We start from the raw sequence: 26,504 nt of genomic DNA on the forward strand, positions 1-26,504 counted from the left end.
GCAGTCCTTCCTGTTGATGTGCCGAAGTTGATGTGCCGAAGTTGATGTGCCGAAATAGATTTGCGCTGTCGCTCAGCGCTTTTTTCTGTGATAGTTCGAACGTTTTTTTTGAAACCGATGGTTGTCGGTACTGGTTCGTTTTCTGATAGGCGTATTGCTTGTTAAGAGTACCTTTAAAGCATCAGGTATCTCTATTTCGCTCCAGTTTCCCGGTTCGAGCCCATTCAGTGTCCAGTCACCTATACGGTAACGTATCAATCGCAGGGTAGGGTGGCCAACGGCTGCGGTCATGCGCCGAACCTGCCTGTTTCGCCCTTCACGAATAGTCAGCTCCAACCAGCTGTCAGGAATGGACTTGCGCTCTCTGATGGGTGGCGTTCTTGGCCAGATTGCCGGTGCTTCTACGATTCTGGCTTTTGCAGGTTGCGTCATACCATCCTTGAGTTCAATGCCTTTCCTCAGTTTCTCCAATGCCTGTTCATCGGGTATGCCTTCTACCTGAACCCAATAGACTTTCTCCATCTTATGCAGGGGAGAGCTGACCTGATGTTGAATGTGGCCATTGTTGGTGAGCAGTACCAGTCCTTCGCTATCCCTGTCCAGACGACCTGCAGGGTAGACATCAGGAACAGGGAGGTAGTCCTTGAGCGTGGCGCGCCCTTCAGAATCGGTGAATTGAGTCAGGACATTGAAGGGCTTGTTAAAAAGAATCAGTCTGGGGGCGGAAGTGGGTTCCGTTTTATTCTTTCGGGAACCCGGTGGCTGGTGGGGGTGATCTGACATTGAGCGGCGTCTCATATCAACCGCCCATTGTTTTCATCAGAATACCCTTAATGACAAACCCCAGCACTCCGAGGCATAAAGCACCGAAAAGAACGAATGTACCAAACTTTCCAGCTTTTGATTTTTTAGCCAGATCGTAGACGATGAACCCCATGAACAGCACCAGACCAGTCAGGAGGACCTTCATCATCAAACCTTCAAAATTGTCTATATCCATACTTTACTCCAGCGTACAGGGGTACTCATTCTATCGCCGATGGATTCTATGTCTACACTGAAATAAGAAGAACCGGCCATTGTCAATGGGAAGTAACCTTGAGCTGGAAAGAATACAAAGGAGAAAACCCCATGGCCTCCCGTATCAGACTGATTGATGTCACCAGACTTAAGAAATCATCCTGGCTGGTGCAACAGGAATCCGAAGCTGCAGTAAAGACCGCCAAATCAGGCATTAACCAGCAGAAAGACTTTATGGACTCTGTTGGTATGGATAAAAAGAAACTCCGAGAGTTTATCAATAGCGATGCCTGGCCTGACCATTTCAAGCATAAAGCCCGCCAAGAGCTGATCAAGTTCAACGATGAGCTGAAGAGTGACCTTTCTCATGAGGCAGCACTGAAACGAAAAGAGCTCAGACTGGCTAACCGGCTGCTGAAACCCAAGACAAAATCAAGATCCTCGGGCAGAAGGCATCGAACCGGCTTTGTTTGATTGTCTGGAAAGGATTGTCTGGAAAGGATTGTCTGGAAAGGATTGTCTGAAAAGAGTCGCCGGGTCCGGCAGAGACAGTGGCTACTTCTTAACGAATATAACATGGATGACAGGGACGGCTCTTCATGGCTACCGTTAATAGAGTTAACAGTAATAACAATATCAATGTTGTTGATGCTTCCCAGCTTAGTCAGCAGGACTTTGTTTCAGCTGTCTACCTTGAGCGGGGAAATATGCTGGATTCAGAAGTCCGCAGATTGGTCGGTGAGATAGAAACGTCTAATCAGCTACTGGGTAATGTTAACACTCTGATTAACAAGTCCAATATCGCTCAGTATGGCACCAGTCAGTACACACAAACCACCTGGACCACCAATGGTAACAATATTGTGCTGGATAATGGTTATGGTCTTGCGATTCAGCCAGATGCTAATGGTAAGACGACATTTACCCTGGTGGATGCTGAAGGCAATCAGTTGAATTATCAGAACCAGACTTTAATACCTGTTGCTAAGGATTCCATTACGGATACCAGTCAGGTGGGTATACCGGTTATGAATGATATGACGATGGTGTTGGATGACGGGACTGAGATTACTTTTAAAACATCCGCGCCCGGGACTCCCTTTGATCCGTCCAATTTGTCAGGAGGTCTGGCTGACATCACTGGAATCACCATCACCAGGGGGAATCAGGGGCTCACAGTCACTGATTTGAATACAGCAAAACCTGTTATTGGCACTCCCAATCTGAATGGCACCACCCTTGACTCAGGCAGTAACGATGGTTATGTACTGCTTGAGGCTGGTGGGCTTCATTCCTGGGAGTACGATGGCGTGAATACTAACCAGATGACGCGTAAGGATCCCAATGACCCCAATGTCACCCTTAGTGGCTACGCAGCACGAAAACTGGCCTTTCAGAATAGTTTCACCAATGAAGTGACCGGTGGTATGCCGGTCTTGACTAAAGAAGAGCGTGATATTCTCAGTAACCTGCTAAAGATCAATTACACTGACGCCAGTGGCAAAGGCCAGCTTACACCAGAGGAATGGGGTTCGCTGAAAACATCACTTAACAATGCAAAAGAAAATCTGACTGGCAGCAACCAGTTGCAGACAGTCCAGTTGCAGCGTGCGATGGCGTCGTATAATCAGAACTTTGATGCGATGTCCAACTCTCAAAGTAGAATCTATTCATTGCTGAAGGATATCATCAATAATTCGAAGTGATGGATCACTCAAGGCTGATACCAATGTGACTGATCCCTTCGTTTCTGGCCACAGCCCTGATCTTTTTCATAACATCCGGGCTCTGTTTGCTTTTGCTGATTTGATCCAATACTTCCTGAATAAACGCCATCTGTTGTTGATACAGTTCATGCTGTTCAACGTACTGCTGTAGTTCAGTCCCTTTCAGCTCTTCCGCTTCTGTGTATTTGATAAATTTACCGATGGTGCTTAGTGAAAGTGTCAGGGCGCTGGCTGTTTCTCCGGCGTCGGGTTCCATGGCACAGTTAACGGCGCAGATCGTACTGATCACACTGTCGTGAGCTGGAATAGCGCCAAACATCTCACACCCGTCAAGGTCGGGCACATTCGGTTCAAGCTTCTCCAGAAGGCGCTCGAAGTTTTTGGCGGACTGATAGCCTGCGATGTTATCCCAGAGCATATTCAGACAGTGTCGAACGTCCTGGGGATGACCAAACTCTGTCAGTTCGGCAAACAGGGCAAAGTTGGGCCAGCTTCTTTCAGAGACAGCAGTGGCTACTGTTATGAGCTTCCAGGCTGAAAGTTTGTCCAGTTGACGCAGGAACTGAGCGTATTGTCTATGTGTGTTCAAGATGAAGCCTCAGGCCAGAATATCCGGGCAGGGATTTTAGCGGGATTATTCCTGAAAGGCACTGCGAAGAAGACGTTCTGGAGTCAGGTGGGGGATAAGCTCTGTGATTAAAGTTGCCATTTGAAGTTAACAGTAAAGGAATCCAGATCGTAATCGGAATTGAGTTCAATACTGGAATTGTCAAACATGCAGGTTTCTGCCTTTACGTTACTGTCGAATCGAAGCTTGCTGCACTTTCCAAACTTAAACTGGGTTTTTTCTTTGATGAAGTCCATACCTTCCTTGATAGGTCTGGCTACACCTATGTAGTCGAGCCCGAGAAATGCGGCACTGGCTGCTGCCTGTTCAGCCAGTTTTTTGGGATCGCTAATGGCTTCGTATACAAAAGTACTGACTTCTTCCTGATTAATTTTAGATTTTTGCCTGATAGAGAGTTCAGGCATTCTGTTGACGCTTTTTGATTGATTGATGGTTCTGGCAGAGAAAGGGTCAATGATTGAAATATCATCAGAGTAGGCTGTATTGTAGAGGGAAAATCCAGAAGAGTTATGACCTTCTGTGTCCGACATTGCCATAAGCGGAAACAGAGTCACCATCAGGCATGAACCCCACTTGCAACCTCTATGACAGTCGTTAAAAGACTTGCTTCCATTCATGGTGATAATCCTTGGTGAAGCACTGGGAACGCTTCTATTCAAATTATATTGCCAGTCTATACACCATGCTGGCAAGAGAAAGACCCTCGCCCTCTAAGTTAAGCATGTTCAGGCTAAAGTGTCTTGGGTTTCCTGTTCAATATAGCGACTTAATATATTTGTGTTTCTTAATTATTACAATGTGAAATAATTTCTCAAAATGATCGTGATGAACGCTATAAAAACACAAAGTCTCAGTATCTGACTTTATCGGAAACAGGCTCGTTATCTTGAGCCTGTTTCGGGCTCTCAATCATGGCTGGTGGTGCCTGATCTCAGGCTCCTACGCTCTGGACATGAACTTGCCAGTTTCTGTATTAATCTTGATGGTTTCTCCCGTACTCAGGTATTCCGGAACCTGAACTTCAAGGCCAGTACTCAGTACAGCTGTTTTGGTTCGAGCTGCTGCTGAAGCACCTTTAATAGCAGGAGAAGTGTCAACAATTTCAAGAGCGATGGAGGATGGCAGTTCAACGGCCAGTAACTGGCCATCCACCAGGAGAGCGATCAGTCCTTCCATGCCATCAGACATATAGGGAAGTTGTTCTTTAATGGCGCTGGAATTTACCAGATATTGGCTGTAGTCCTCACTGTCCATGAAGGTAAACTCATCCCCTTCGCGATACAGAAATGAAACCGTTCTACGAAGTAGGTCGACATCAGTAAATGGGTCGTCGCCAGTGCAGGTCATTTCCAGCTTCTGACCACCGGGAACGGAGTTGAAGCGAAACTTGTAGAGGGTTGAGGCACCACGGGCAGATGGACTCTTGGCTTCTTGTTGTCGGACAATGTAATACTGGTTTTCAATCTGAACAATCTGACCTTTTTTCAGATCTTTGGCGTAGGCCATTTGTTGCAACCTCGGTTCAAAGGGGAGGAATTCTATCACAGGATAGAAATGTCTACGTCAGTGCCTCCTGTCCCGGTAACTTTGTAGATCGACTACTTTAGGCGGAGTGCTACTCTTGGGCTGAGTATCCTCTGAATACTCTGCAGACAGGATCAGGTTGGAAGTTTGCTGCTCTTCAGAGCCAGTGTACTGCAAATCCATTATTTGCAAGTATTTGCCAATCAGACCGATGTGCCCCGGATAACGCTGATTCCCATTAGTCGTGAATTCAAAGCTGAAATCCCTGGCAAGGTGCATCTGACCGTCCGGGCCGCGTTTAAAACGTGTTGAGTAACGAACCACAGTCCCATCAAGAAACTGCAAGTTCATTTCCTTGCAGGCACGTCTGCCATGCATGATGGCGATTTCTCGCGCTCTAGTGGTATCAGCCCAGTACCAGACAAAAGCCGTCCCGATTAGCATCCAGATGATAATGTTCATGGGAGAGCATTTTATAGCCAGACAAGGAATAAAAGCTACGTCTCAAGCGTTTCTTTTGTGGTTCCTTCAGATGATTTCTACGAGTTAATCTCCAAGAGTCATGTTCCCTGACGTTCTGTGCAGTTAGTTGATTTTTTACACCTTTCCGGGTTTTGGTGATTTTATTTGTGATGTTGGGTTTTTTTTGGAAACATATCCTGAAAAAAATTTAAATTAAAAATTATTAACTGGTGTTTGAGCCGTATACTGGAATAAATTCATCAGGCAAAGCCAAGGTTGGAGAAATATATGTTGGTAGGTGTGCCAAAAGAAATAAAAAACCATGAGTATCGAGTTGGGTTAACACCTGCTGCAGTTCAGGAGCTCGTGGAACAGGGACATAAAGTGATTGTTGAGATGAATGCCGGAGCAGGCATCGGTTTCACCAATGATTGTTATAAGAATGCCGGAGCGACTCTTGTTGACACCGCCGAGGCTGTGTTCGAACAGGCTGAGCTGATTGTTAAGGTCAAGGAACCTCAGGCCGTTGAAAGAGCAAGGCTGCGTCCTCACCATACCCTCTTTACTTACCTCCATCTGGCTCCTGACGTTCCTCAGACTCAGGATCTGATTGAGTCCGGAGCGACCTGCATCGCTTATGAAACGGTAACAGATGCTAATGGTCGTCTACCTTTGCTGGCTCCCATGTCAGAAGTCGCAGGTCGTATGTCTATTCAGGCCGGTGCTCACTGCCTTGAGAAGTCCCAGTCAGGTCGTGGCGTACTGATGGGCGGTGTTCCCGGCGTAGATCCTGCGAAGGTTGTTATTATTGGTGGCGGTGTTGTGGGTCAAAATGCGACCGCTATGGCTGTTGGCATGGGGGCCGATGTTGTGGTTCTGGATCGCTCTGTCGACACCCTGAGACAGCTGGATGCCCGTTACGGCAACCGGATCAAAACCGTATTTTCTACTCATCACTCGATTGAAGAGCATGCACTGACCGCTGATCTGCTGGTAGGTGGTGTCCTGCTGCCAGGTGCTGCGGCGCCAAAACTGGTAAGCAAAGATCTCATCAGCCGCATGAAGCGTGGTTCTGTCATTGTTGACGTTGCTATTGATCAGGGGGGGTGTGTTGAAACATCCAGACCGACTACTCATGATGACCCTACCTTCATCGTGGACGGTGTTGTTCATTATTGTGTGGCTAACATGCCCGGTGCTGTGGCCAGAACATCAACGGTGGCTCTGACCAATGCAACCCTGCCTTATGTTGTAGACATTGCCAATAAGGGTACCCGCAAAGCGTTGGAGGATAACCCACACCTGCTGGAAGGTCTGAATGTCTGCAAAGGTGTGGTGACCTGTGAGAGTGTTGCCCAGGTGCAAAACCTGAACTATAGATCAGCTTCTGAAATGCTGTCTGAAATCTGATTTACAGATGAACTGAACTGAAAACTCTGGTTTGCATATGGCAGCCAGAGTTTAAAGTTGAAGGTGGCATCTATTGTCTCAAACAACTCATTTCATGGTGGGAATGACAAACTCCGCACCCGCCCTTATTCCGGTTGGCCAACGGGAAGTAATCGCTTTGCGGCGGGTATAAAACTTCACACCTTCCATGCCGTGCATATGCAGTGGGCCAAACAGAGAGCGCTTCCAGCCGCCAAAACTGTGGAATGACATAGGCACAGGGATGGGCACATTAATACCGACCATGCCGATCTGGATATCATGGGCAAACTGTCGGGCACTGTCACCGTCGCGAGTAAAGATTGCAGTACCATTGCCGTATTCATGATCATTGATCAAGGTGACCGCTGTCTCATAATCCGGTACTCGCACCACTGACAGTACCGGTCCAAATATCTCCTCCCGGTAAATGGACATATCGGTGGTGACATTATCAAACAGGCAGCCGCCGAGAAAGTATCCTTCTTCATGGCCTTCAACGGCACAATGTCTGCCGTCTACCACCAGTTTGGCGCCCTGGGCAATACCGGCGTCAACATAACCTGATACCTTGCTACGATGCTCCTGGCTGATCAGTGGCCCCAGCTCAATACCAGACGCTAGACCATTACCTACTTTCAAGGCTTTTACCCGTGGGGCCAGACGCTCAATCAGTGCATCCGCCACATCACCCACAGCCACCGCAACAGAAATAGCCATACAGCGTTCGCCGGCAGAGCCGTAAGCGGCCCCTACCAGCGCATCAACGGCCTGATCAAGATCAGCATCTGGCATAATCACCATGTGGTTTTTAGCGCCACCCAGAGCCTGAACCCGCTTGCCATAGTGGCAACCCGTCTGATAGATGTACTCGGCAACGGGCGTGGAGCCAACAAAACTGACAGCCTGAATATCTCTGGAGGTGAGGATAGTATCCACCGCTTCCTTATCACCGTTGATTACATTCAGAACACCATCGGGAAGACCGGCTTCTTTCATCAGTTCAGCCAGACGAAAAGGAACGGAGGGGGCTTTTTCTGAAGGTTTGAGAATAAAGGTGTTACCGCAGGCAATAGCCAGGGGGAACATCCACATGGGCACCATGGCCGGGAAGTTAAACGGTGTGATTCCGGCCACCACTCCCAGGGGTTGGCTGATAGACCAGGCATCCACATCCGTTCCGACATTTTCAGTGTGTTCTCCTTTCAGCAGATGAGGAATACCACAGGCGAATTCTACGACTTCCAATCCTCGGGTGATATCGCCATGGGCATCTTCCAGAACCTTTCCGTGTTCTCTGGTCAGCATTTCAGCCAGTTCATCACGGTGTCGTTCAACCAGCTCCCTGAATTTGAAGAGAAGTCTTGCCCGTTTCAGCGGTGTGACATTTCGCCACTGGGCAAACGCCTGTTTGGCAGTGGCTATGGCAACCTCGACCTCCATGGCACTGGCCATGGAGACAGAAGCTTCCTGTTGGCCGGTCGCAGGGTTAAAAACGGGCAGCTGTCGTACGCTGGGGGCAGAGGGCAAACCGGCGATGAAATGGTTGATTTGAGCACTCATGTCAGGGCTCCTTACAGTTCATTACTTTTATTGTTTACAGTAGCAACCAGTACCTTCTCAAGGTTACGGGAATTCAGTCTCCACATGAAGGGCTGAGCACCATGAATTCATGAGAAACTCCCTCCCGGCGGTTACCGGATACCGATTCAAAGGGGTGTTGAGCATACTGAATGGAAAAGTAACAAGATGAGGCATGAAGACATTTTTTGGAAATGTTCTGTAAATAGAATAGATCCAGCTCTCACAATGTGAGAGTGTTTTCATTCCCATGACTCAACAGGGGGCTGTCTCATCCTCCTGGAGTCCGGGGTTGAAATGCCTGAATGCTTTAAGGTCTGTTAAGACTTTTTGCAGGGTCGGCATTTCATAACAAGAAGAACAAGAGAGGAAGAGTGCTATGTCGTTACTGATCGATAGACTCGTGAAGGATCATGAACACCTTTTGCGCCTGCTCGATTGTCTGGATTACGAAGTATCCGGGTACAGGGATGATAGCGAGCATACTCCCAAAGTCTGGTTGATCCTTGATGCTCTGGATTACCTGCATCATTACCCGGACTGCTTCCATCACCCACTGGAGTCCCGATTACTGTCCCGTCTTCGTCCGAGACTGACCGATGCCAGCCAGCGCGCCGTCATGGCAGAAGTAGAGGCTGAACATAAAGAAATACGTCAGTTAACCACCAGTTTGATAGAACGTTTCAATGCGTTGGCTATGGATCAGATTATCCCGGTCAATCAGCTGTTGGCGGATTATCAAAAATACGTTGAGTTGCAGAGAACTCATATAAGGAAAGAAAACAGGGTTTTGATTCCGGCAATGAAAGCCATTCTGACGGAAGAAGACTTCAGTCAGGTAGGCGAGGCTCTGAAAGGGACGCCAGATCCTCTGTTCGGGTCCCATACCTGGGAGTCCTATGAAAACCTCTATCAGTTTGTGGTGGAAGTTCCCGTTGACCAGGTCGTTGCCAAAGCACACTGAAAAACCGCCGCCTCTGAGGACGTTTCTGCCCTCAGAGGCGGCGGTTTCTGAAGTCTGTGTTTTAATCCTGAAGTTCTGGTCGTTTGCGGAAGTAGTCCAAAGCTTCCGGGTTTGCCAAAGCATCGGTATTGGCCACCGGTTTATCATGGACAGCATCCCTGACGGCCAGCTCAACAATCTTGCCACTGATGGTTCTGGGAATATCCGGCGTCTGTAGTATAACCGCAGGTACGTGACGAGGCGTGGTATTGGCCCGAATGGTCTTTTTTATTTCACTGATAAGTTCGTTATCCAGCGTGATGCCTTCTCGTAACTTAACAAATAGAACGACCCTGACATCGCCTTCCCAGTCCTGGCCAATGGCAATACTTTCGAGTACCCCTTCGACTTTTTCAACCTGCCGGTAAATTTCGGCAGTACCGATTCTCACACCACCCGGATTCAGGACAGCATCTGCCCGGCCATGAATAATCACTCCTTGGTTTTCTGTCAGCTCACCAAAATCACCATGGGCCCATACTCCGGGGAACTGATTGAAATAGGCTCTGTGATACTTTTTATTCTCAGGGTCATTCCAGAAGCCAATGGGCATGGAAGGAAAACTGTGCTGACAGGTCAGCTCACCTTTTTCTGCCTGCAGCGGCTGGCCTTCAGGGTTCACAAATTGCACGTCCATTCCTAACCCACGACACTGAAGCTCTCCCTTATTCACCGGCAAGGTGGGGCAGCCCAGGGCAAAGCAGGAAATGATATCGGTGCCACCGGAAATGGAGGACAGACAAAGGTCATTTTTGATGTCCCGGTATACGTAATCAAAACTCTCGTGAAGCAAAGGGGAGCCGGTAGAGAGAATAGTCTTCAGTTTTGGCAGAGCGTGAGATTCAGCCGGTTTGACCCCGGCCTTTTCCAGTGCGGCAATGTATTTTGCACTGGTCCCGAAAATAGTGATGCCTTCTTGTTCAGCCATATCCATAAGGCTTCGAGGCTCAGGATAAAAGGGGGAGCCCTCATAAAGAACGACAGTGGCTCCCAATGCCAGAGAAGAAGCCAGCCAGTTCCACATCATCCAGCCGCAGGTAGAAAAGTAGAAGAAAGTATCTTCGGGTTTTACATCAGTATGTAAAGACAGCTCCTTCAGGTGCTGTAAAAGGGTTCCGCCGTGTCCATGTACGATGCACTTGGGTGCTCCTGTGGTGCCGGAGGAATACATAATAAATAAAGGATGGTTAAAATCTACCGCGACAAACTCAGGTGTATCGCCATCTGGAACAATAAAATCGTCGTATAAAGTGGATGAAGTCAGGGCACTGATATCGGCATCACCGTTCAGGAATGGCACAATGACGGTCTGTTCAATGGAAGGGATTTGTTCCTGAATCGATTGAACTTTTTCCAGACATTGAATCGGCTTGCCACCATAAAAATAACCGTCAATGCTGAGCAGTAGTTTTGGCGTGATTTGCCCAAAACGATCCAGAACACCCTGAATACCAAAATCTGGCGAGCAGGAGGACCAGGTAGCCCCCAGGGCAGTGGTTGCCAGCATCATAATCAGGGTTTCGGGGCAGTTGGGCATAAAAGCAGCCACTCTGTCGCCTTTGGTGATACCAACTGCCTTGAGTCCAGATTGTGCCGCCGCAACTGCTTTAACCAGCTCACCATAACTCAATGAGGTACGCAGGCCATCCTCTCGCCTGAAAATCAACGCATCTTTGGCGGCCTTCTCAGCATCTTTGCCATGACGAAGCAGGTGTTCTGCATAGTTAAGTGTCGAGTCCGGGAACCACTTTGCCCCTGGCATGTGGTCATTAATGCAGATCGTAGAAGGAGGCTTATGAAATTGAATATCGACAAATTTTGTCAGGCTTTCCCAGAAAGCATAACGATCCTTGATACTCCAGTTATACAGGGAGTGGAAGTCCGTCAGCTCCTGAGTGCTGCTGTTATTGACGGACTGAATGAATGCATAAAGATTTGATGATTGAACCTGGCTCTCGTCCGGTGTCCAGAGCTGCGTCATATTCGATCCTGTTTTATTGTTCTTTTAGATTGTTCTTTTAGGGCCAGTCCAGTATTCGAGCGTGAACCGATGCCCAGTTGCTGGCAGATAAAGGCAGCCGCTTCCAGAAGCTTTTCCATCTGTACGCCGGTTTTAATGTTCAGGCCTGTCATTAAATAGAGCACATCTTCCGTGGCGACATTGCCAGAGGCTCCCGGTGCGTAGGGACAGCCACCCAGACCGGCAACCGCCGAATCCACTACCGCCAGACCTTCCTCAAGGGAGGCGTAAATATTGGCCAATGCCTGTCCATAAGTGTTGTGGTAGTGGGCGGCAAGATGTGCCATGGGCACTTTACGACAACAGGCTTCTAATACTTTTTTAATCTGTAAAGGCGTTCCTGTACCTACCGTATCACCAAGAGAGACTTCGTAGCATCCCATTTGATACAAGGCTTTGGTGACTTCGGCCACTTGCTCAGGCGTGGTTGCGCCATCATAGGGACAACTGATAATGCAGGAAACATAGCCCCTGACTGGCATGTTATTTTGTCTGGCCAATTCCATAACAGGCTCAAAGCGTTTCAGACTTTCGGCAATGGAACAGTTGATATTTTTCTGGCTGAACCCTTCGGAAGCTGAGGCGAACACTGCCGCCTCATCTGCTCCTGATTTCAGCGCATCTTCCATCCCCCTGAGATTGGGGGTTAAAGCCGTATAAACAACGTCACTTTGTCGTTTAATAACCTGAAAAACCTGATCTGAACCCGCCATCTGGGGAACATGGTTGGAGGAAACAAAACTGCCAGCTTCGATGTGTTGAAGACCCGATTGAGACAGCAAGTCGACCAGCTGTGCACGGATTTCCGGAGCTGCTGGTGTTGGCAGGTTCTGAAGCCCGTCACGGGCTCCAACTTCAACAATGCGGACAGAATCAGGCAGCATTTTCATGTTCCTCCCTGAACGCCAGAAGAGGTGAGCCTGCATCTACTCTGTCGCCTGTCTGGTAAAAGATTGACTCAACGATTCCGTTACAGGGAGCATGAACGGTGTGTTCCATTTTCATGGCTTCCATGACCAGCAGAGGGGTTCCGGCATGAACCTGTTGTCCTTCTGTCACCATCACTGAGCTGACGGTTCCGTTCATAGGCGCAGCCATCGCTTCAGAGCCATCGTGAGCAGCCAGGCATTGTCCTGAAAGGCTTAACTCAACGCTGAAGTCAGGGAAGAATATTTTTAGCCTGGCTTCAGGCAGTGGGACTGCACGACATTGTACTGTAGAAGGCGGCGTGTGATGGCCAATAGACAGTTGTCCGGACAAACAACCTGACTCGGCCTCATACCAGTGAATATCAGCCTGACAATAGCCATCAGTCAGACTCACCCTGAACCCTTCGGACTCTTTTTCCAGTGAAATCGGGTAGGGTTGGTGGTTCAGGAACAGAGTCGTCTGATAGGGCGATTCAGCAGCGGGTAATGATCCTTCGTATTGAGATTGATGGAATTGATACAGGGCTCCGGCCATCAATGACATTCTTAACTGATCATGATCCAACTCTGTTTCAGGTGGGTGCTGATGAATGAAATGTGTGGATAACTCAGCCTGTCTAAAAGCAGGCTCATTGATCAGATGCAACAGAAAATCCCGGTTATCACTTAAGCCAGTCTGTTGGTAGTCAGACAAAGCCCGGGACATTTTATCAATAGCCGCTTCACGACTTTCAGCCCAGACCACCAGTTTTGCCAGCATCGGATCATAGTGGCTGGAGATATGGTCACCCTGTTGTATGCCGGTATCGATGCGGACATGATTCACGGCCTGAGGCCATTGCAAGTCCATGATTTTCCCGGAGGAAGGTAAAAAGTCATGACCGGGGCTTTCAGCATAAATTCGAGCCTCAAGAGCATGACCATGACATTGCAGTTGATCCTGGGCCAGAGGTAAGGAGGCACCAGCGGCAATCGCCAGTTGCCATTCAACCAGATCCTGTCCGGTAATGGCCTCAGTGACCGGATGTTCAACCTGAAGCCGGGTATTCATTTCCATGAAATAGAAACGTTCATTATCAACCAGGAACTCAACCGTACCAGCTCCCTGATACTGTATTGCCTTACCAGCTGCGACTGCGGCCTCTCCCATACTTTTTCGCATGGCATCAGAAAGATTGGGGGCGGGGGCTTCTTCGATGACTTTCTGGTGACGACGCTGCAGAGAGCAGTCACGGTCGAAGAGATAAACACCTTCATTGTTTTGATCAAAAAAGATCTGAACTTCCACATGACGAGGCTGGCTGATATACGACTCCAGCAGCAGGTGGTCATCGCCAAAGCTTTTCAGGGCCTCTCTCCGGGCAGCCTGAAGGCCTTCCTGCAACTGGTCTGAATGTTCAATAATTCTCATGCCCTTGCCGCCACCACCCAGTGCCGCTTTGACCATCAGGGGGTAACCGATGCGCTTTGCCTCCAGGGTCAGAGTTTCATCAGACTGATCGGAACCATGATAACCGGGACAAACCGGGACACCGGCTTTTTCCATCAGGGCTTTGGCTTCACTTTTTGATCCCATGGCTTTGATGGCTTGATATCCGGGGCCAATAAAGTGAATACCAGCATCATGACAGGCTTTTGCAAAGTCGGCATTTTCTGACAGAAAACCATAGCCGGGGTGCACTGCCTGAGCGCCGGATTGTTTGACTACTTCAATCAGTTTGTCAGTGCACAGGTAGCTTTCCGGTGCGGGTGAGGGGCCAATGTAGTAAGCCTCATCGGCCAGATTTTTATGAAGAGCCTGGTAATCTGCATCGGAATAGACGGCAACTGTTGTAATGCCCAGTTTCTTGGCAGTTTTTATTACCCGACAGGCGATTTCACCCCGGTTGGCAATCAGGATTTTATCGAAATGTTTGACACTCTTGAGGTTGTTGTTAGAACGCATGGCTGTCTTCTCGCTCACGGCTGTCTTCTCGCTCATGGCTGTTTCCTCGCTCATGGCTGTCCCCATGACGGTTTGCGTTTTTCAAGGAATGATGCCAGACCTTCCTGACCTTCCGGAGAGATTCTGATCCGGGCGATTTCCCGGCAGGCCATTTCAACAAACTCATCATCAATGGGTTTGTTATGAACGTTATGAAGCATGCTTTTGGCCAGTCGAGAGGCTTCCGGGGCGTTACCAAGCAGCTGTTGAGTCAGTTCTTCTGCTTTGGTATTGAGTTCTGATTCAGGCACCTGTTCATGCAGCAGTCCCAGCTCAAGTGCTTTTTCCCCGGAAAAAACTTCGGCACTGAGAAAGTAACGACGGGCCTGACGGGTGCCTATGGCCTGAACCACGTAAGCGCTGATAACGGCCGGGATCAGGCCAATCCTGACTTCACTCAGGCTGAATCGGCTGTTGTCCGCTCCTACTGCGATATCGCAGGCGGCAATCAGTCCAATAGCGCCGCCAAATGCAGCGCCTTGCACTACTGCCATGGTGGGCGCAGGGAAGTGATTCAGGGTGTCGAGTAATTCTGATAATAAGCGAGCGTCGTCGTAGTTCTCCTGCTCGCTGAGATGGATGGCACTCTTCATCCAGTTAAGGTCAGCTCCGGCAGAAAAATGTTTGCCGGAGCCTCTTAGTTGCAGCAGTCGTATCTTTTCACCGGAGGTTTGTTCACCTGAGGTCTGTTCACCAGAAAGCTGTTTCAGGGCAGCAATCAGTTCGCTGATCAGTTCTGCATTCAAGGCATTACCCACTTCCGGACGGTTCATGGTAATGCTGGCAAGACCATTGTGGGTGGTGTCGATAATAAGAGAGTTGCTCATGGTATTACTTCCCGGTTTTACATTCTGAAAACGCCAAAGCGAGTGTCTTCAATGGGGGCATTAAGGGCTGCGGAGAGGCTCTGGCCCAGAACGTCACGGGTACTGGCGGGGTCAATAATACCGTCATCCCAGAGTCGGGCACTGGCATAAATCGGGTTGCCCTTGTGGTCATAGGTTTCGATGACCGGCGTTTTGATGGCGGCTTCTTCTTCGGCAGAAAGGGTTTCTCCCTTGCGGGCCAGGCTGTCTTTTTTAACCTGGGCCAGAACTTCGGCAGCCTGTTCTCCACCCATAACCGAGATTCTTGCATTGGGCCAGGTCCACAGAAACCTCGGATCATAAGCCCGGCCACACATACCGTAGTTGCCGGCACCAAAACTGCCACCGATGATGACGGTGAATTTTGGAACGGTTGCGCAGGCCACCGCATTTACCATCTTGGCGCCGTCTTTCGCTATGCCTCCGGCTTCATAGTTTGAACCCACCATAAATCCCGTGATGTTTTGCAGGAAAACCAAAGGTCTGCGTCGCTGACAGCATAATTCAATAAAGTGAGCACCTTTTTGGGCGGATTCCGAGAACAGCACGCCGTTGTTAGCCAGGATGCCCACTGGATGACCATGAATTCTCGCAAAGCCGCAGACCAGCGTATTGCCATAGAGGGCTTTGAATTCATCAAATTCGGAGCCATCGACAATTCGGGCAATGACTTCACGAACGTCATAATTTTGTTTCAGGTCGGCAGGAATCAGGCCATAAAGTTCGCTTGGGTCGTGGATCGGAAGAGCGGGCTTTGCTGGCGGAATGGGGGGTGGTTTCTTGTTCAATCTGCCAATGGCACGCCTGACAAGCTCAAGGGCGTGAGCATCATTTTCCGCCATATGATCTGCCACACCGGATTGTTCACAATGAACCCTGGCGCCACCCAGTGCTTCTGCCGTAACCTCTTCTCCGGTAGCCGCTTTGACCAGAGGGGGCCCCGCCAGAAAAATGGTGCCCTGATTTCTGACGATGATGGTTTCGTCTGCCATAGCTGGCACGTAGGCTCCTCCTGCTGTACAAGAGCCCATAACCGCTGCTATCTGGGGGATTCCTTTGGCAGACATGTTGGCCTGGTTGTAGAAGATTCGGCCAAAGTGTTCTCTGTCTGGAAACACTTCATCCTGATAGGGAAGGTTGGCCCCTCCGGAATCAACCAGATAGATGCAGGGTAAGTGATTTTGTTCAGCTATGGTTTGAGCGCGCAGGTGTTTTTTTACCGTAAGCGGGAAGTAACTGCCGCCTTTGACTGTGGCGTCGTTGGCCAGAATCATACATTCGATGCCAGCAACAAAACCTATGCCTGCAACAACACCGGCGCAGGGGGCTTCATTATCGTAGAGGTCAGCAGCAGCAAAACGGCCTACTTCAAGAAAGGGAGAGTTGGGATCAAGCAAATGGGCAATACGATCCCGGGCCAAAAGTTTGCCTCTGGCAGCATGGTTTTCTCTGGATTTTCGACTGCCGCCCAGGGCAATTTTTTCAAAACGAGTGTTAATCCGATCTACCAGAGCCTGCATGTGTTGCCGGTTCTTGTGGAATTCGGGACTGTCGGGTGCCACTTTTGAAGATAATACGGGCATAGTGATCGTCTCTGATAAAGCTGTTTCAGAACTTGTTATTATTTTATGGCTACGTAGCACTTGTACGGTACGAGGTGCGGCGCTCCGTGACGTTGTTAGCGGGACTCCTCGAACAGTTCCCTGCCAATCAACATACGACGGATTTCTGATGTGCCGGCACCTATTTCATACAGTTTGGCATCTCTGAGCAGGCGACCTGTCGGGTATTCATTGATGTAACCATTGCCGCCAAGAATCTGAATGGCATCCAGTGCCATTTGAGTAGCACGTTCAGCGCAATAAAGAATGACACCCGCTGCATCCTTACGAGTACTTTCACCGCGATCACAGGCTGCTGCAACAGCATAAAGGTAAGCTTTGCTGGCATTCATCTGGCTGTACATGTCAGCCACTTTGCCCTGAATCAGCTGAAATTCACCGATGGACTTGCCAAACTGTTTGCGATCGTGGATGTAGGGGATCACGATGTCCATACAGGCTTGCATAATGCCGGTTGGGCCACCGGACAGAACTACCCGCTCATAGTCCAGACCGCTCATGAGTACTGCGACCCCTTCATTGACAGTGCCCAGCACGTTTTCTTCAGGCACTTCACAATCTTCAAACACCAGCTCACAGGTGTTCGAGCCTCTCATGCCTAGTTTGTCGAGCTTTTGTGCACGAGAAAACCCTTTGGTGTTGCGCTCAACGATGAATGAGGTAATGCCACGGGAACCGTTTTTAGGTTCGGTTTTGGCATAAATGATGTAGGTGTGGGCATCCGGGCCATTGGTGATCCACATTTTGTTGCCATTCAGAATATATCTGTCGCCTTTTTTTTCGGCTTTCAGTTTCATGCTGACAACATCTGAACCAGCGTTGGGTTCGCTCATGGCCAGAGCACCGATGTGCTCACCACTGATCAATTTGGGAAGGTATTTCTGTTTCTGTGCTTCGTTACCGTTACGGCTGATCTGGTTGACGCAGAGATTGGAGTGTGCGCCATAACTCAGAGCAACGGAGGCAGAAGCCCGGCTGATCTCTTCCATGGCGATGACATGAGCGAGATAACCCATGCCTGAACCGCCAAACGCTTCTTCCACCGTTATGCCGAGTAAACCCATCTCTCCAAATTTTTGCCAGAGATCCATAGGGAACTGGTTGCTACTGTCGATTTCCTGTGCGCGGTGAGCAATTTCGTGATCGCAAAACTGTTTGACCTGCTCTCTCAGCATGTCATTGGTTTCACCCAGGTTGAAGTTGAATGTCAGGTAATTCATCGAGTGTCTCTTCGTTTAAATTATTATTGGTAGACTATAGGCACTGTTTGGCTATAGGCATTTTAATTTGTAGTCACGATCCCGAAGATCTTTCCGGACGTGTACTTAAACGGCAGTTATCGGGTAAATAACTGCACAGTATGAGACTTGCCAGACGCTAGTGTTCCACTTCTGAGGGTAAACGTAAATATATAACCGATTGATGTGCCAAAAAGTTGGCGAAACAGTAAGGAGTTACTTATTCTTTTTAACTATTAAATCTACCTGCCATAATAATCATAGTGCCAACGGTAGTTTCTTCTTAATGTTGTAGACTGATGCCCTGCTTACGTTCAAGCGTCTAGTAATCTCTGTTGCGCCTATGCCCTGCTCTAGTAAGGCTATTACTGCCTTTTCGTCCAGCCTCGGCTTACCGCCCTTGTACTTGCCTGCGGCCTTGGCTTTAGCTATGCCCTCGGCCTGACGGTCTTTAATCCGTGCCCTCTCGAACTCAGCAACAGCGCCAAAGATGTGGAGCATTAGCTTACTCATGGCATCGCTAGAATCCTGCGTGAACGTCAAGTTCTCTTTATGAAAGACTAATGCCGCTCCACGCTCATTGAAGATTTCAACTAGCTTCTGTAGGTCTAACAAGTCTCTAGCCATCCGGTCAATACTGTGAACGTGGACGGTATCGCCCTTACGTACCCATCTAATCAACTCTTGGAGAGCCGGACGGTCTACCGTACTCCCTGAGCACTTATCCTCGAATACCTCCATTCCTTGCTTGACTATCTCATACTGTCTAGCGGTGTTCTGGTCGGTAGTCGAGACTCGGATGTAAACTGCTTCGCCCATGGTTTACCTCAAGTGTCTAATCAGGCTCTAAGAGTCGCCTACTATAGCGTCTAATTGCCTGAAGTCAACTCTGATTAAACAAGTATCCGGTAGGTGCTGTACGTCTAGCCAAGGTGTACTCTGGCTGGACAATCGAAACCACGGCAATAGCGCAGGGTTCAGGCGTTGTCAATAGGCTAGCATGGGCTCACCGTACAATCACTAACATGCCTAGCGACAAGCTCTCTCTTGACAACGAGGCGTACACTTATAGATGTAGCGACAAGCCAGCATTGCGTTTTCAGTCAGGTTAATGTAAGAGGCAACAGCGTACCCCCCTCCCCCACTGGCACATGGGCGCACGGGGGACACTGGCAGAGGGCGACTTTACTCATATACGCCCACAGATTTTCCTCACAAAAACTTAGTTCAGGCAGAGTGCATCATCGGTTGGAATGATGGTTGCCATTCGGGTCTTCAGCTCTGCCCTCACTTTGTCTTTTGTAGCTAGGGTAAACGTGCGAGTCTCCACGGGTTCGATGGTCAGGTCAGAGCCAGCGTCGAGGGCAGCCTTTATCATACGGGCGGCGGGCGCTCTGGAGTCTCTAGACTTAGCGGCATAGATGATAGTGCGAAGCTGACTGCTGAGCCTCAGTATCGTCACGCCGAGGTAATAGCGCCCTGTTGATTCATCGGTAATCCTGTAGATACTCGCTTCAAACTCTGCTGTGTCGAAGCAGTCAACCAAAGGCGAGCTGGAATCATCAATTCGCTTATAGTTCTGTACTTTACTTACTTTCTGGTGGCATCTCTTACAGTGCCCATTCCGTCGACGCTCCGTCTGCATCTGGCACCGATGGCAGAACTTATCTTCAACGTCTGGCGTCCGTTCTGGTGTCCGCTGACTATGCCTTGTCAATACTCGTTCATCGACGCAGTGCTCTCGGTCAGTCTCCTGATGACTAAAAGCTAACGCCGCTAGGCCTGATTGCGCCTGCTTCTTGTCCGCCCAATGGAACGGTAAGGACTCTAATTGTTCTATCGTTAGGTCTGATTGTCTGCCAGCTGACAGTGCATTGTTAATCAAGGCTGACTGGCCTCGAAAGTTATTCTCACGACGCTTAGCTGATGCAATTCGAGTACGTAACGTCTTCTTGAGACTATGGATTGTGTAGCCGATGCTAAAGAATCCGGTCTTCTGGTCGATTATACGGTATACACTGCCTTCAAAAATCATTTCCTCCCAGTTATCAATGGTAACGTCATTGAGCTGGTGATAATGCTGAAGTGTTGATGGGTTTGGCTTTTGCATTTACTGTTGTTCCTAATAATATTGCCTCTCACATCCCGTCCCACACCACACCCAATAGTTAGAACAACAATGGTGTAGGTATGAAAGGCAATATGATTAGCTATTGGGGATTGATTTAGTTGGTACGATTGGGGATCGTTGGCTTGGCTCGTGGCTTGGCGTAGTGTGTTCTTCAGTTTGGCGTATAGTTCTAGCTGTCAGTTATTGCGGTCAGTTATTGCGGTCAGTAAAAGCGGTCAGTTATTGCGGTCAGTGGCTCTCAGAGCTCCATATAGGACGATTCTGAGGCGCTAGGGTAAGCGGTGGTGGCGAATTGCTTGCTCTTTGTCTACAGCAGGATTCGCTTTGGTTTCATGGGGTTGGCTGCTGTTTGGCTGCTGTTTGGCTGCTGGTGTTGCATAACGCTTTACTAATGTTAGCTTTAGTTTTCCCTCTTAAGGAAGGATTCACTTGCAGCTGGCTGAGTGCTTGGCTTGGGGGTTGGCTTGGGGTTGGCTTGGGGTGGCCCGATTTGGCATCTTGCCATTTTGGGCCGCCCCTAACAGTGAACTCAGGACTCCAGTATGTTTACACTTTAGGTCAGGGTCAGTGGTGGCTGATTGTTTGGCTGAGTGCTGCATAACGCTTTACTAATGTTAGCTAAGGATTCACTTGCAGCTGGCTGATTGCTTGGCTTGGGGTTGGCTTGGAGTGAACTCAGGACTCCAGTATGTCAGGGTCAGCGGTGGCGAATTGCTTGGCGAATTGCTTGGCTGAGTGTTGCTTACGGCGCTGGTTTTGAACTTCCACAATTTGTGTAAGCTGGATTAGTCCCTTGTCCTGCAAGGATTCCAGATAAGACTGCCCGTTTTGTGGGGTTAGGTAGGACGATTCAAAAGTGAATTCTCCTGTTTCCAGCTTGTTTTGCGGTGTCAGGTAGGACGACTGAACTCTCAGCTCTCCTATTCCCAGCTTGTTCAACATGGTTTTAGCCGGTTTACAAGCCTTGCGGTGAACTCTGGCGATTACCTTCAGTTTGCTCTTCCTCAATTTGAGTAAGTTGGATTAGACCCTTGTCATCGGTCAACAAGCCTAGCGGTGAACTCTGGTGAAACCTGAGCCATGGTGCTTAGCTGAGTGTGGTAGCCCGTGCTAGAACAGCTAGTGAGCAGGCGTTAGTTAGCTTGTTGGTATACTGACGTTGGCTTGGGGGGTATCAATTTTCCATCTTGGTATTTTGGAACCCCCTAACAGTGAACTCAGGATTCACTTGCAGCTGGCCGATTGCTTGGCTTGGAGTTGGCTTGGGGTGGTCCAATTTTCCATCTTGGTATTTTGGGCCACCCCTAATAGTGAACTCAGTGGCTTTTGGCTCCGCCGTTAATTCAGCGGGTGGCCTGTCGAGAGGTTTTGATACGTTGGCTTGGGGGGTATCAATTTGGCATCTTGCCATTTTGGAGCCCCCCTAACGATGAACTCAGGACTCCAGTATGTTTACACTGGTGGCTGATTGTTTGGCTTGGGTTGGCTGATTGCTTGGCTTGGAGTTGGCTTGGGTGTCCCGATTTTCCATCTTGGTATTTTGGGCCACCCCTAACGATGAACTCAGGACTCCAGTATGTTTACACTTTAGGTCAGGGTCACTGGTGGCCGATTGCTTGGCTTGGGTTGGCTGAGTGTTGCATAACGCTTTACTAATGTTAGCTTTAGTTTGCCCTCTTAAGAAAGGATTCACTTGCAGCTGGCTGATTGTTTGGCGAAGTGCTGTGAACTGACTGTATAGCTGACGTTGTGGCTGACGTTGTGGCTGACGTTACTGCCACCTCCTGAAGATGGGAAGCCTAGTTAGCCAAGGTGTCCAGACAGTAGAACCACCCCGTCTTACTTTTAGCACTCCCCCCGTCTTACTTTTCGTACCCCTTTAACCATCATTAGAACCATCATAAAACCTATATTAATTAAGCGTGATTAGCTTTTGCTAGACAAAAGTGCGAGCAAAGTTCGGCTGAAGTTGGAACGTCAGGTGCCTGTCCGTTTCAAACAGGTTCCTACTCTTTAACGGGCGATAGCTAAACGTTCAACCTGTACGGCCTTAATCTCTTTGTCTGCTTCCTTCAGTGCGGCAATCTGTGTAGAACTCAGGGAACCGATAGGACTCCCGTTCTCCATAAGCCTGAACTCTTGTCGATCCACCAGCACCGTCAAGCCGAGCTGACGTAACCGAGCGTTAACCCTATTAGCGATCTCAGGACTGCCTACCGATGAATCAATGTCATGCATAATGTCAGCATAGGCGCTGATACGTTCGTTAACGGACAGTTTGGCTTTATGTTCCACCTGATAGGCTTGGAGTTTTGCCTGTGCTTGGCTTTTAGCGGCTATAGAGCCCGTTAGAGTAGCCGTTAGTGCTCCAATGGTACTAGGGTCTACTGTAGTGGCTATCGCTGCCTTAACGTTGTCTATGGCGGTCTGATGCCCTGCTATCGTTTGCTCCAGTTCACGTAATGTGGACGAATGCTCATCGTCATGCTCCGCTGGTGGCCTTGAATCAACGTTAGCCAACAGGCATTTTAGAGCGAGCATAGAGTCAGCGTAGGATACGTTCACGCCACCACTACATGACCTTAAATGTTCCTTAGCCACGCAACGTAGATACTTGTAGGGCACTCTCGGCTGATGATAGACCCGTACGCCGCTACAAGTTCCGCACTTGACTATACCTTTGAATAGATTATCGGTATAGGACGCTAGACCTCTGCGTTTCGATTGGTCTTGCTTGCCCTTACGTAGCTCCAGAGCTGCATAGAATACACGTTCGCTGACTATCGGCGGATATAAGGGAACTGGAGTGGCGTTAGGCTCTCTTGGTGTCCATAGGCCAATGACGATCCCGCTAGTGAGAATCGAACGGATAGACGATATAGACCAACTTTTCTCATGGTCTGGACTATTGGTCTGCATGAAACGCTGAAGCTCTGCATTGGGCATACCGTCAAGGTAGCGTTGGAATAGCTTCTGTATCAGCTCTGCACGCTCTGGAATAGGCTTATAGCCAGCGTCAGGGCAACGTTCAAGCCACCAAGGGCATCTACCGCCAATACTTTTAGCCCTGCCATCCCGTGCCTTCTGCCAAGCTCCAAGGCTCCGTTGGCTTTTAATAAGGTTTTCTTCATGCGCACGATGCAGGTTTACCATCGCTATCATTAGTGCGCCTAAGTTATCTTTGTCTGCTGGAGTGTAGACCTGATTATCACTCACGGTTGCTACCGTCACACCAGCCGCTAATAAGGCCTGAAATGTAGCCATGCCCTGCGATAGCTTGTCTCGACTCACTCGGTCTAATGATTCCACGATTAGTGCGCATGGAGTACTAATGCTGCCTGACTGGACAGCCGATAGGAAGTCTGAGAGCTCGCCTCGTTTGACGTTAGCCCCACGGAATGCTGAGACTCCGAGGTCATTGAAACTAACGTCTGAGAGCGTCCAGCCCTGCTTTATGGCGAACTCTCGGCTGGCTTTAGTCTGACGTTCGAGACTGGAGCCTTTGGCCTGTTGTTGACTGGAGAAGCGGCGGTAACTGTAAGCCTGCATGTTCGGTGTCCTTAGTAACTGGAGTACGAACGTGCAGGGTATCGCTAGTTAGTACTATGGTCAATTACGGCTGCCATAACGATAGTTCATCTAAGCTTTATGGAAGTATATGCAGCGTTTTTGGAAGAAGGTTTATGCCAGACAGAGCGACGGGCGTCGGTACTACTCAAACTACGCCTCCTGTTGATTTAGGACATTCAGAGCAGGAGGTCAGTGAAACAGGTCGGTTGGGTCCCAGAAATGTAACCGGAACACCGGGGCAGAGTCTGGTTGGCAGACGTGACCCTGAGGATTCGGATCCTGCACCAGGAAGTATACATTCACGGACTGCTTCTAGAATCCGTCATAGTCAGGAGGATTTGCCAGAACTCATAGAAGCAGAGCTGGAAGGTTCACTGAGCAATGATGAAGCTTCTGAATTGCTCCGTTCGCTTCAGGCCTCCAGAAAGTCTTCCGGCACAAGCCCTTCCAATCCTTCTGAACTTGATGGGGCGCACTCAATACTTGACCCGGACGATGAAGAGGCTTCGCTTCAACCCGAATCTCAGGAAACACCTTCTGGAGAATATGAGGAAAGTTCTACCCCAGACTCCGATGACGACCTTACATCAACACCGACTCCTGCTGAAAAAGCAAAGGTGTCTGTCAGTTCATCTGCGGATCCTGATGCGCAAAGAAGAAAAGAAGAATTTAAAAATCAACTTCAGCCCAAGCTCGGTTTTTTCGATAGGCACAAAAAAGAGTCAACGGTCACCGCAGTGGGTAGTGTTCTGGTGGGCGTGGGTGCCCTCGGAACCATCATTTTCCCCCCAGTAGGATTTTGTATATACGCTTGCGGAATACTGGTGCTGAGTATGGGCCTTACCGAGTTGATGGCTTCTGGTGATGTTCCGGACAGCCCGCCGCCCACGCCGAAACCTGATAAGCCTGAACCAAAACCTGATGAATCTAAATCAAAACCGGGTGAAAACAATGCCGATGATGGCAAGTTTATGGCGGTTCGCAAACCCGTTCTGGAAGCCCTTACCCAGGGGGATGGTGCGATTCCTGTCAGGGAAGATGGTTCTCTGGATGAAGACGAAGCTAAAAAAAGACTTAGGAAGCTTGCGCAAGAGAGCGGGATTAATGCAGACCCTGAAGTGCTTTTGGAGCAAATGTCTACCGGCATACAAGCAGGTCTGCCCCTTTCAGAGGTGATTGCAGAGGCTCTTGCCGATGTATTGAGTAGGGATAAGAGTATTGATCCTCATGATGCAGAATTTAAAGCGGTCACAAATGCTATTTTGAGTGCCGCAGAAGCCATGATGGATGCCACATCGGCCAGTGAAAAAGAGCAGGCACTGACTGAATTCCTGGCAAAACTGAAAGAGATGTTGCCGAGAATGAGCGATGCATCGTTGGGCCAGCTGATGGCCATGACCCGGGGCGCTCTTGTCAGTTCCGGCACAGAAGAAGCCAGACAAATATTGACCAGTGTATTGAAGCTGCTCGAAGCAGAAATGGCAGAGCGGTCGTTAAAACAGCAGAGCTCAGCGGCACCCGGGGGATCTTCGAAAGTACCTCCACAACCCTCTGCCAGTGAAGCAGTCGCTTCAGAGCCGGTTGATCTGTCTATTTCAAAAAACCGGGTTCATTATCGGGTGCTTTCTTTTGAGTTGAGCACTTTAAAGAGTGCCGATCGTCTTAATGGTAATGACAGCAATGACTTCCTGAATGCCGCCAAAGAGGTGCTCGAAAAGCCCAGGGGGGAAAGTATTACGGGAGCACAGTTTTTAGATGAGCTTGAAAGATATACCGGGGGCAGGTTCACTCAGATCATTGAAAAAATGAGAGATAAAAAACATTTTAAATAGTCATTAACTGATGTTTTTAATGAAGTTTTGGCATTGAAGCCATGTACTAAATTAATGCTAATGTGATTTGCTCAAAGCGGCAGGGAGCCCATTTATGACTGATTCCACACCATCGGTGGATAACAAGGGAGGAGTAACACTCACTGGCACACAGGGGTCTGTTCATCTTACTGATGCCAAAAGAGACTCACTCCGGGCTGCGGGTTTCAGTGATGCCCAGATCGATGCTTTGCTGTCACTGGCCGACCCTGATGATCAGGGGAATTCCCTGACACCTACTCACTTTTATACCGTTGACAAGTCAACACTCAACTCCCTCCAATATTCAGGCAAGCTCACGGACGCGGCAAAACAGCTGGTTTATGTCCAGACCCCGGTCTCCCTTATGAATCAGGTCAGTGATCCGAAAAACTGGCAGGGGGATAATTATATTGGTCCGGGTGCGGCCTCTGTAAATGCCTATTTGAACGGAGAACCTGTCGATTTTTCCAAGCCCAGTCTGGATGCCCTGGTGATGTCAGTGCTTACGGCCAGGGCAGAAATCATAGAAGTTCAGCTCAGAGACCAGATTGAATCAATTCAGGATAAGAACGCCCAGTTGGAAGTGGCAAATGACTGGCTGGCCAAAGCCAAGGCTAAAAAAGTGGAAGCCGGTACATCCGGCACATCAACCTTTAGTCAGGAGTTCAAGGAATTCTGGACTAGCCTTGGTGCCAAGTTTCAGGACGGCAGTGATCACAATTCAGCCGACTGGGAAGTTAACATTGAAGGCCTGAAGACCAAAATTGAAGCTTTGACCAGTCAATCCCAACTGGAAACAACCAAGCTGCAGCAGACTATAAATAAATATAACCAAAGCTTTGAAATGCTTTCGAACTTCGTCAACAAATACTATCAGTCACTCAGTACGATTATTCAGAACCTACGGTGAATCATGGA

At 49.0% G+C, this 26,504-nt stretch carries 23 protein-coding genes; 6 read left to right on the forward strand and 17 right to left on the reverse strand.

Translation table 11 applies throughout. The annotated features are described in order from the left end of the window. Positions 1-72: 72 nt before the first annotated feature. Both K7B67_RS03010 and K7B67_RS03015 read right to left on the reverse strand, forming a co-directional pair. A complete protein-coding gene (locus K7B67_RS03010) occupies positions 73-783 on the reverse strand; it encodes a pseudouridine synthase (protein WP_252178899.1) in 711 nt (236 codons plus the stop codon). 16 nt (positions 784-799) lie between these two features. Then, complete coding sequence (locus K7B67_RS03015; protein ID WP_252178900.1) at positions 800-1,000, reverse strand: DUF2788 domain-containing protein; 201 nt, start codon at positions 998-1,000, stop codon at positions 800-802. Positions 1,001-1,098: 98 nt separating this feature from the next. Here K7B67_RS03015 and K7B67_RS03020 point away from each other — a divergent pair, with 98 nt between their 5' ends. Then, positions 1,099-1,494, forward strand: a complete 396-nt coding sequence (locus K7B67_RS03020; RefSeq protein ID WP_252178901.1) for a hypothetical protein — start codon at positions 1,099-1,101, stop codon at positions 1,492-1,494. 125 nt (positions 1,495-1,619) lie between these two features. Next, entirely contained in the window at positions 1,620-2,726 is a 1,107-nt protein-coding gene (locus K7B67_RS03025) for a hypothetical protein (protein ID WP_252178902.1), read from the forward strand. A gap of 4 nt (positions 2,727-2,730) precedes the next feature. On the opposite strand, the gene K7B67_RS03030 is transcribed toward K7B67_RS03025, so the two are convergent. From K7B67_RS03030 to K7B67_RS03045, 4 genes are all read right to left on the reverse strand, one after another. After that, positions 2,731-3,336, reverse strand: coding sequence for a DUF416 family protein (locus tag K7B67_RS03030; RefSeq protein WP_252178903.1), 606 nt, complete (start codon positions 3,334-3,336; stop codon positions 2,731-2,733). Positions 3,337-3,443: 107 nt separating this feature from the next. Next, positions 3,444-3,932 carry a hypothetical protein gene (locus tag K7B67_RS03035; RefSeq protein WP_252178904.1) on the reverse strand — a complete coding sequence of 163 codons (489 nt, stop codon included), beginning with the start codon at positions 3,930-3,932 and terminating at the stop codon, positions 3,444-3,446. Positions 3,933-4,314: 382 nt separating this feature from the next. Then, entirely contained in the window at positions 4,315-4,881 is a 567-nt protein-coding gene (yeiP, locus tag K7B67_RS03040; RefSeq protein ID WP_252178905.1) for an elongation factor P-like protein YeiP, read from the reverse strand. Positions 4,882-4,938: 57 nt separating this feature from the next. Next, positions 4,939-5,361, reverse strand: a complete 423-nt coding sequence (locus K7B67_RS03045) for a DUF3301 domain-containing protein (protein ID WP_252178906.1) — start codon at positions 5,359-5,361, stop codon at positions 4,939-4,941. A 288-nt stretch (positions 5,362-5,649) separates the two neighbouring features. Between K7B67_RS03045 and ald the strand changes: the two genes are divergently transcribed. Next, complete coding sequence (gene ald, locus K7B67_RS03050; RefSeq protein ID WP_252178907.1) at positions 5,650-6,771, forward strand: alanine dehydrogenase; 1,122 nt, start codon at positions 5,650-5,652, stop codon at positions 6,769-6,771. Between the two features lie 87 nt (positions 6,772-6,858). Here the strand turns inward: ald and K7B67_RS03055 are convergent, their stop codons facing one another. Next, positions 6,859-8,352, reverse strand: coding sequence for a CoA-acylating methylmalonate-semialdehyde dehydrogenase (locus tag K7B67_RS03055; RefSeq protein WP_252178908.1), 1,494 nt, complete (start codon positions 8,350-8,352; stop codon positions 6,859-6,861). Positions 8,353-8,749: 397 nt separating this feature from the next. Here K7B67_RS03055 and K7B67_RS03060 point away from each other — a divergent pair, with 397 nt between their 5' ends. Further along, on the forward strand, positions 8,750-9,334 hold the full coding sequence (locus K7B67_RS03060; protein WP_252178909.1) for a hemerythrin domain-containing protein: 585 nt from the start codon (positions 8,750-8,752) through the stop codon (positions 9,332-9,334). Positions 9,335-9,395: 61 nt separating this feature from the next. Here K7B67_RS03060 and K7B67_RS03065 read toward each other — a convergent pair whose 3' ends face one another. The 10 genes from K7B67_RS03065 to K7B67_RS03110 form a co-directional block, all read right to left on the reverse strand. After that, on the reverse strand, positions 9,396-11,354 hold the full coding sequence (locus K7B67_RS03065) for an acetoacetate--CoA ligase (protein ID WP_252178910.1): 1,959 nt from the start codon (positions 11,352-11,354) through the stop codon (positions 9,396-9,398). Next, positions 11,351-12,283, reverse strand: a complete 933-nt coding sequence (locus K7B67_RS03070; protein ID WP_252178911.1) for a hydroxymethylglutaryl-CoA lyase — start codon at positions 12,281-12,283, stop codon at positions 11,351-11,353. The genes K7B67_RS03065 and K7B67_RS03070 overlap by 4 nt, the downstream gene beginning before the upstream one ends. Next, positions 12,267-14,303 carry a biotin carboxylase N-terminal domain-containing protein gene (locus K7B67_RS03075; RefSeq protein ID WP_252178912.1) on the reverse strand — a complete coding sequence of 679 codons (2,037 nt, stop codon included), beginning with the start codon at positions 14,301-14,303 and terminating at the stop codon, positions 12,267-12,269. Before K7B67_RS03075 ends, K7B67_RS03070 begins: the two co-directional genes overlap by 17 nt. A 14-nt stretch (positions 14,304-14,317) precedes the next feature. Then, positions 14,318-15,133 carry an enoyl-CoA hydratase-related protein gene (locus K7B67_RS03080; RefSeq protein ID WP_252178913.1) on the reverse strand — a complete coding sequence of 272 codons (816 nt, stop codon included), beginning with the start codon at positions 15,131-15,133 and terminating at the stop codon, positions 14,318-14,320. 17 nt (positions 15,134-15,150) lie between these two features. Then, entirely contained in the window at positions 15,151-16,755 is a 1,605-nt protein-coding gene (locus tag K7B67_RS03085; RefSeq protein ID WP_252178914.1) for a carboxyl transferase domain-containing protein, read from the reverse strand. A 95-nt stretch (positions 16,756-16,850) separates the two neighbouring features. After that, positions 16,851-18,014, reverse strand: a complete 1,164-nt coding sequence (locus K7B67_RS03090; RefSeq protein WP_252178915.1) for an isovaleryl-CoA dehydrogenase — start codon at positions 18,012-18,014, stop codon at positions 16,851-16,853. A 276-nt stretch (positions 18,015-18,290) separates the two neighbouring features. Next, complete coding sequence (locus K7B67_RS03095) at positions 18,291-18,851, reverse strand: recombinase family protein (protein ID WP_252178916.1); 561 nt, start codon at positions 18,849-18,851, stop codon at positions 18,291-18,293. A 403-nt stretch (positions 18,852-19,254) separates the two neighbouring features. After that, the gene (locus K7B67_RS03100; RefSeq protein ID WP_252178917.1) at positions 19,255-20,142 is read right to left on the reverse strand and encodes a hypothetical protein; all 888 of its coding nucleotides are present in this window, start codon (positions 20,140-20,142) and stop codon (positions 19,255-19,257) included. Between the two features lie 696 nt (positions 20,143-20,838). Continuing rightward, on the reverse strand, positions 20,839-21,105 hold the full coding sequence (locus K7B67_RS03105) for a hypothetical protein (protein ID WP_252178918.1): 267 nt from the start codon (positions 21,103-21,105) through the stop codon (positions 20,839-20,841). A gap of 1,071 nt (positions 21,106-22,176) precedes the next feature. Next, positions 22,177-22,728, reverse strand: coding sequence for a hypothetical protein (locus K7B67_RS03110; protein ID WP_252178919.1), 552 nt, complete (start codon positions 22,726-22,728; stop codon positions 22,177-22,179). A 1,343-nt stretch (positions 22,729-24,071) separates the two neighbouring features. Between K7B67_RS03110 and K7B67_RS03115 the strand changes: the two genes are divergently transcribed. After that, positions 24,072-25,565: a hypothetical protein gene (locus K7B67_RS03115; RefSeq protein ID WP_252178920.1), complete on the forward strand. Its 1,494-nt coding sequence runs from the start codon at positions 24,072-24,074 to the stop codon at positions 25,563-25,565. Positions 25,566-25,659: 94 nt separating this feature from the next. Beyond that, the gene (locus tag K7B67_RS03120) at positions 25,660-26,496 is read left to right on the forward strand and encodes a hypothetical protein (protein ID WP_252178921.1); all 837 of its coding nucleotides are present in this window, start codon (positions 25,660-25,662) and stop codon (positions 26,494-26,496) included. Positions 26,497-26,504: the final 8 nt, after the last annotated feature.

The sequence above is a fragment of the Endozoicomonas sp. 4G genome (genome assembly GCF_023822025.1).
Classification (GTDB): Bacteria; Pseudomonadota; Gammaproteobacteria; order Pseudomonadales; family Endozoicomonadaceae; genus Endozoicomonas_A.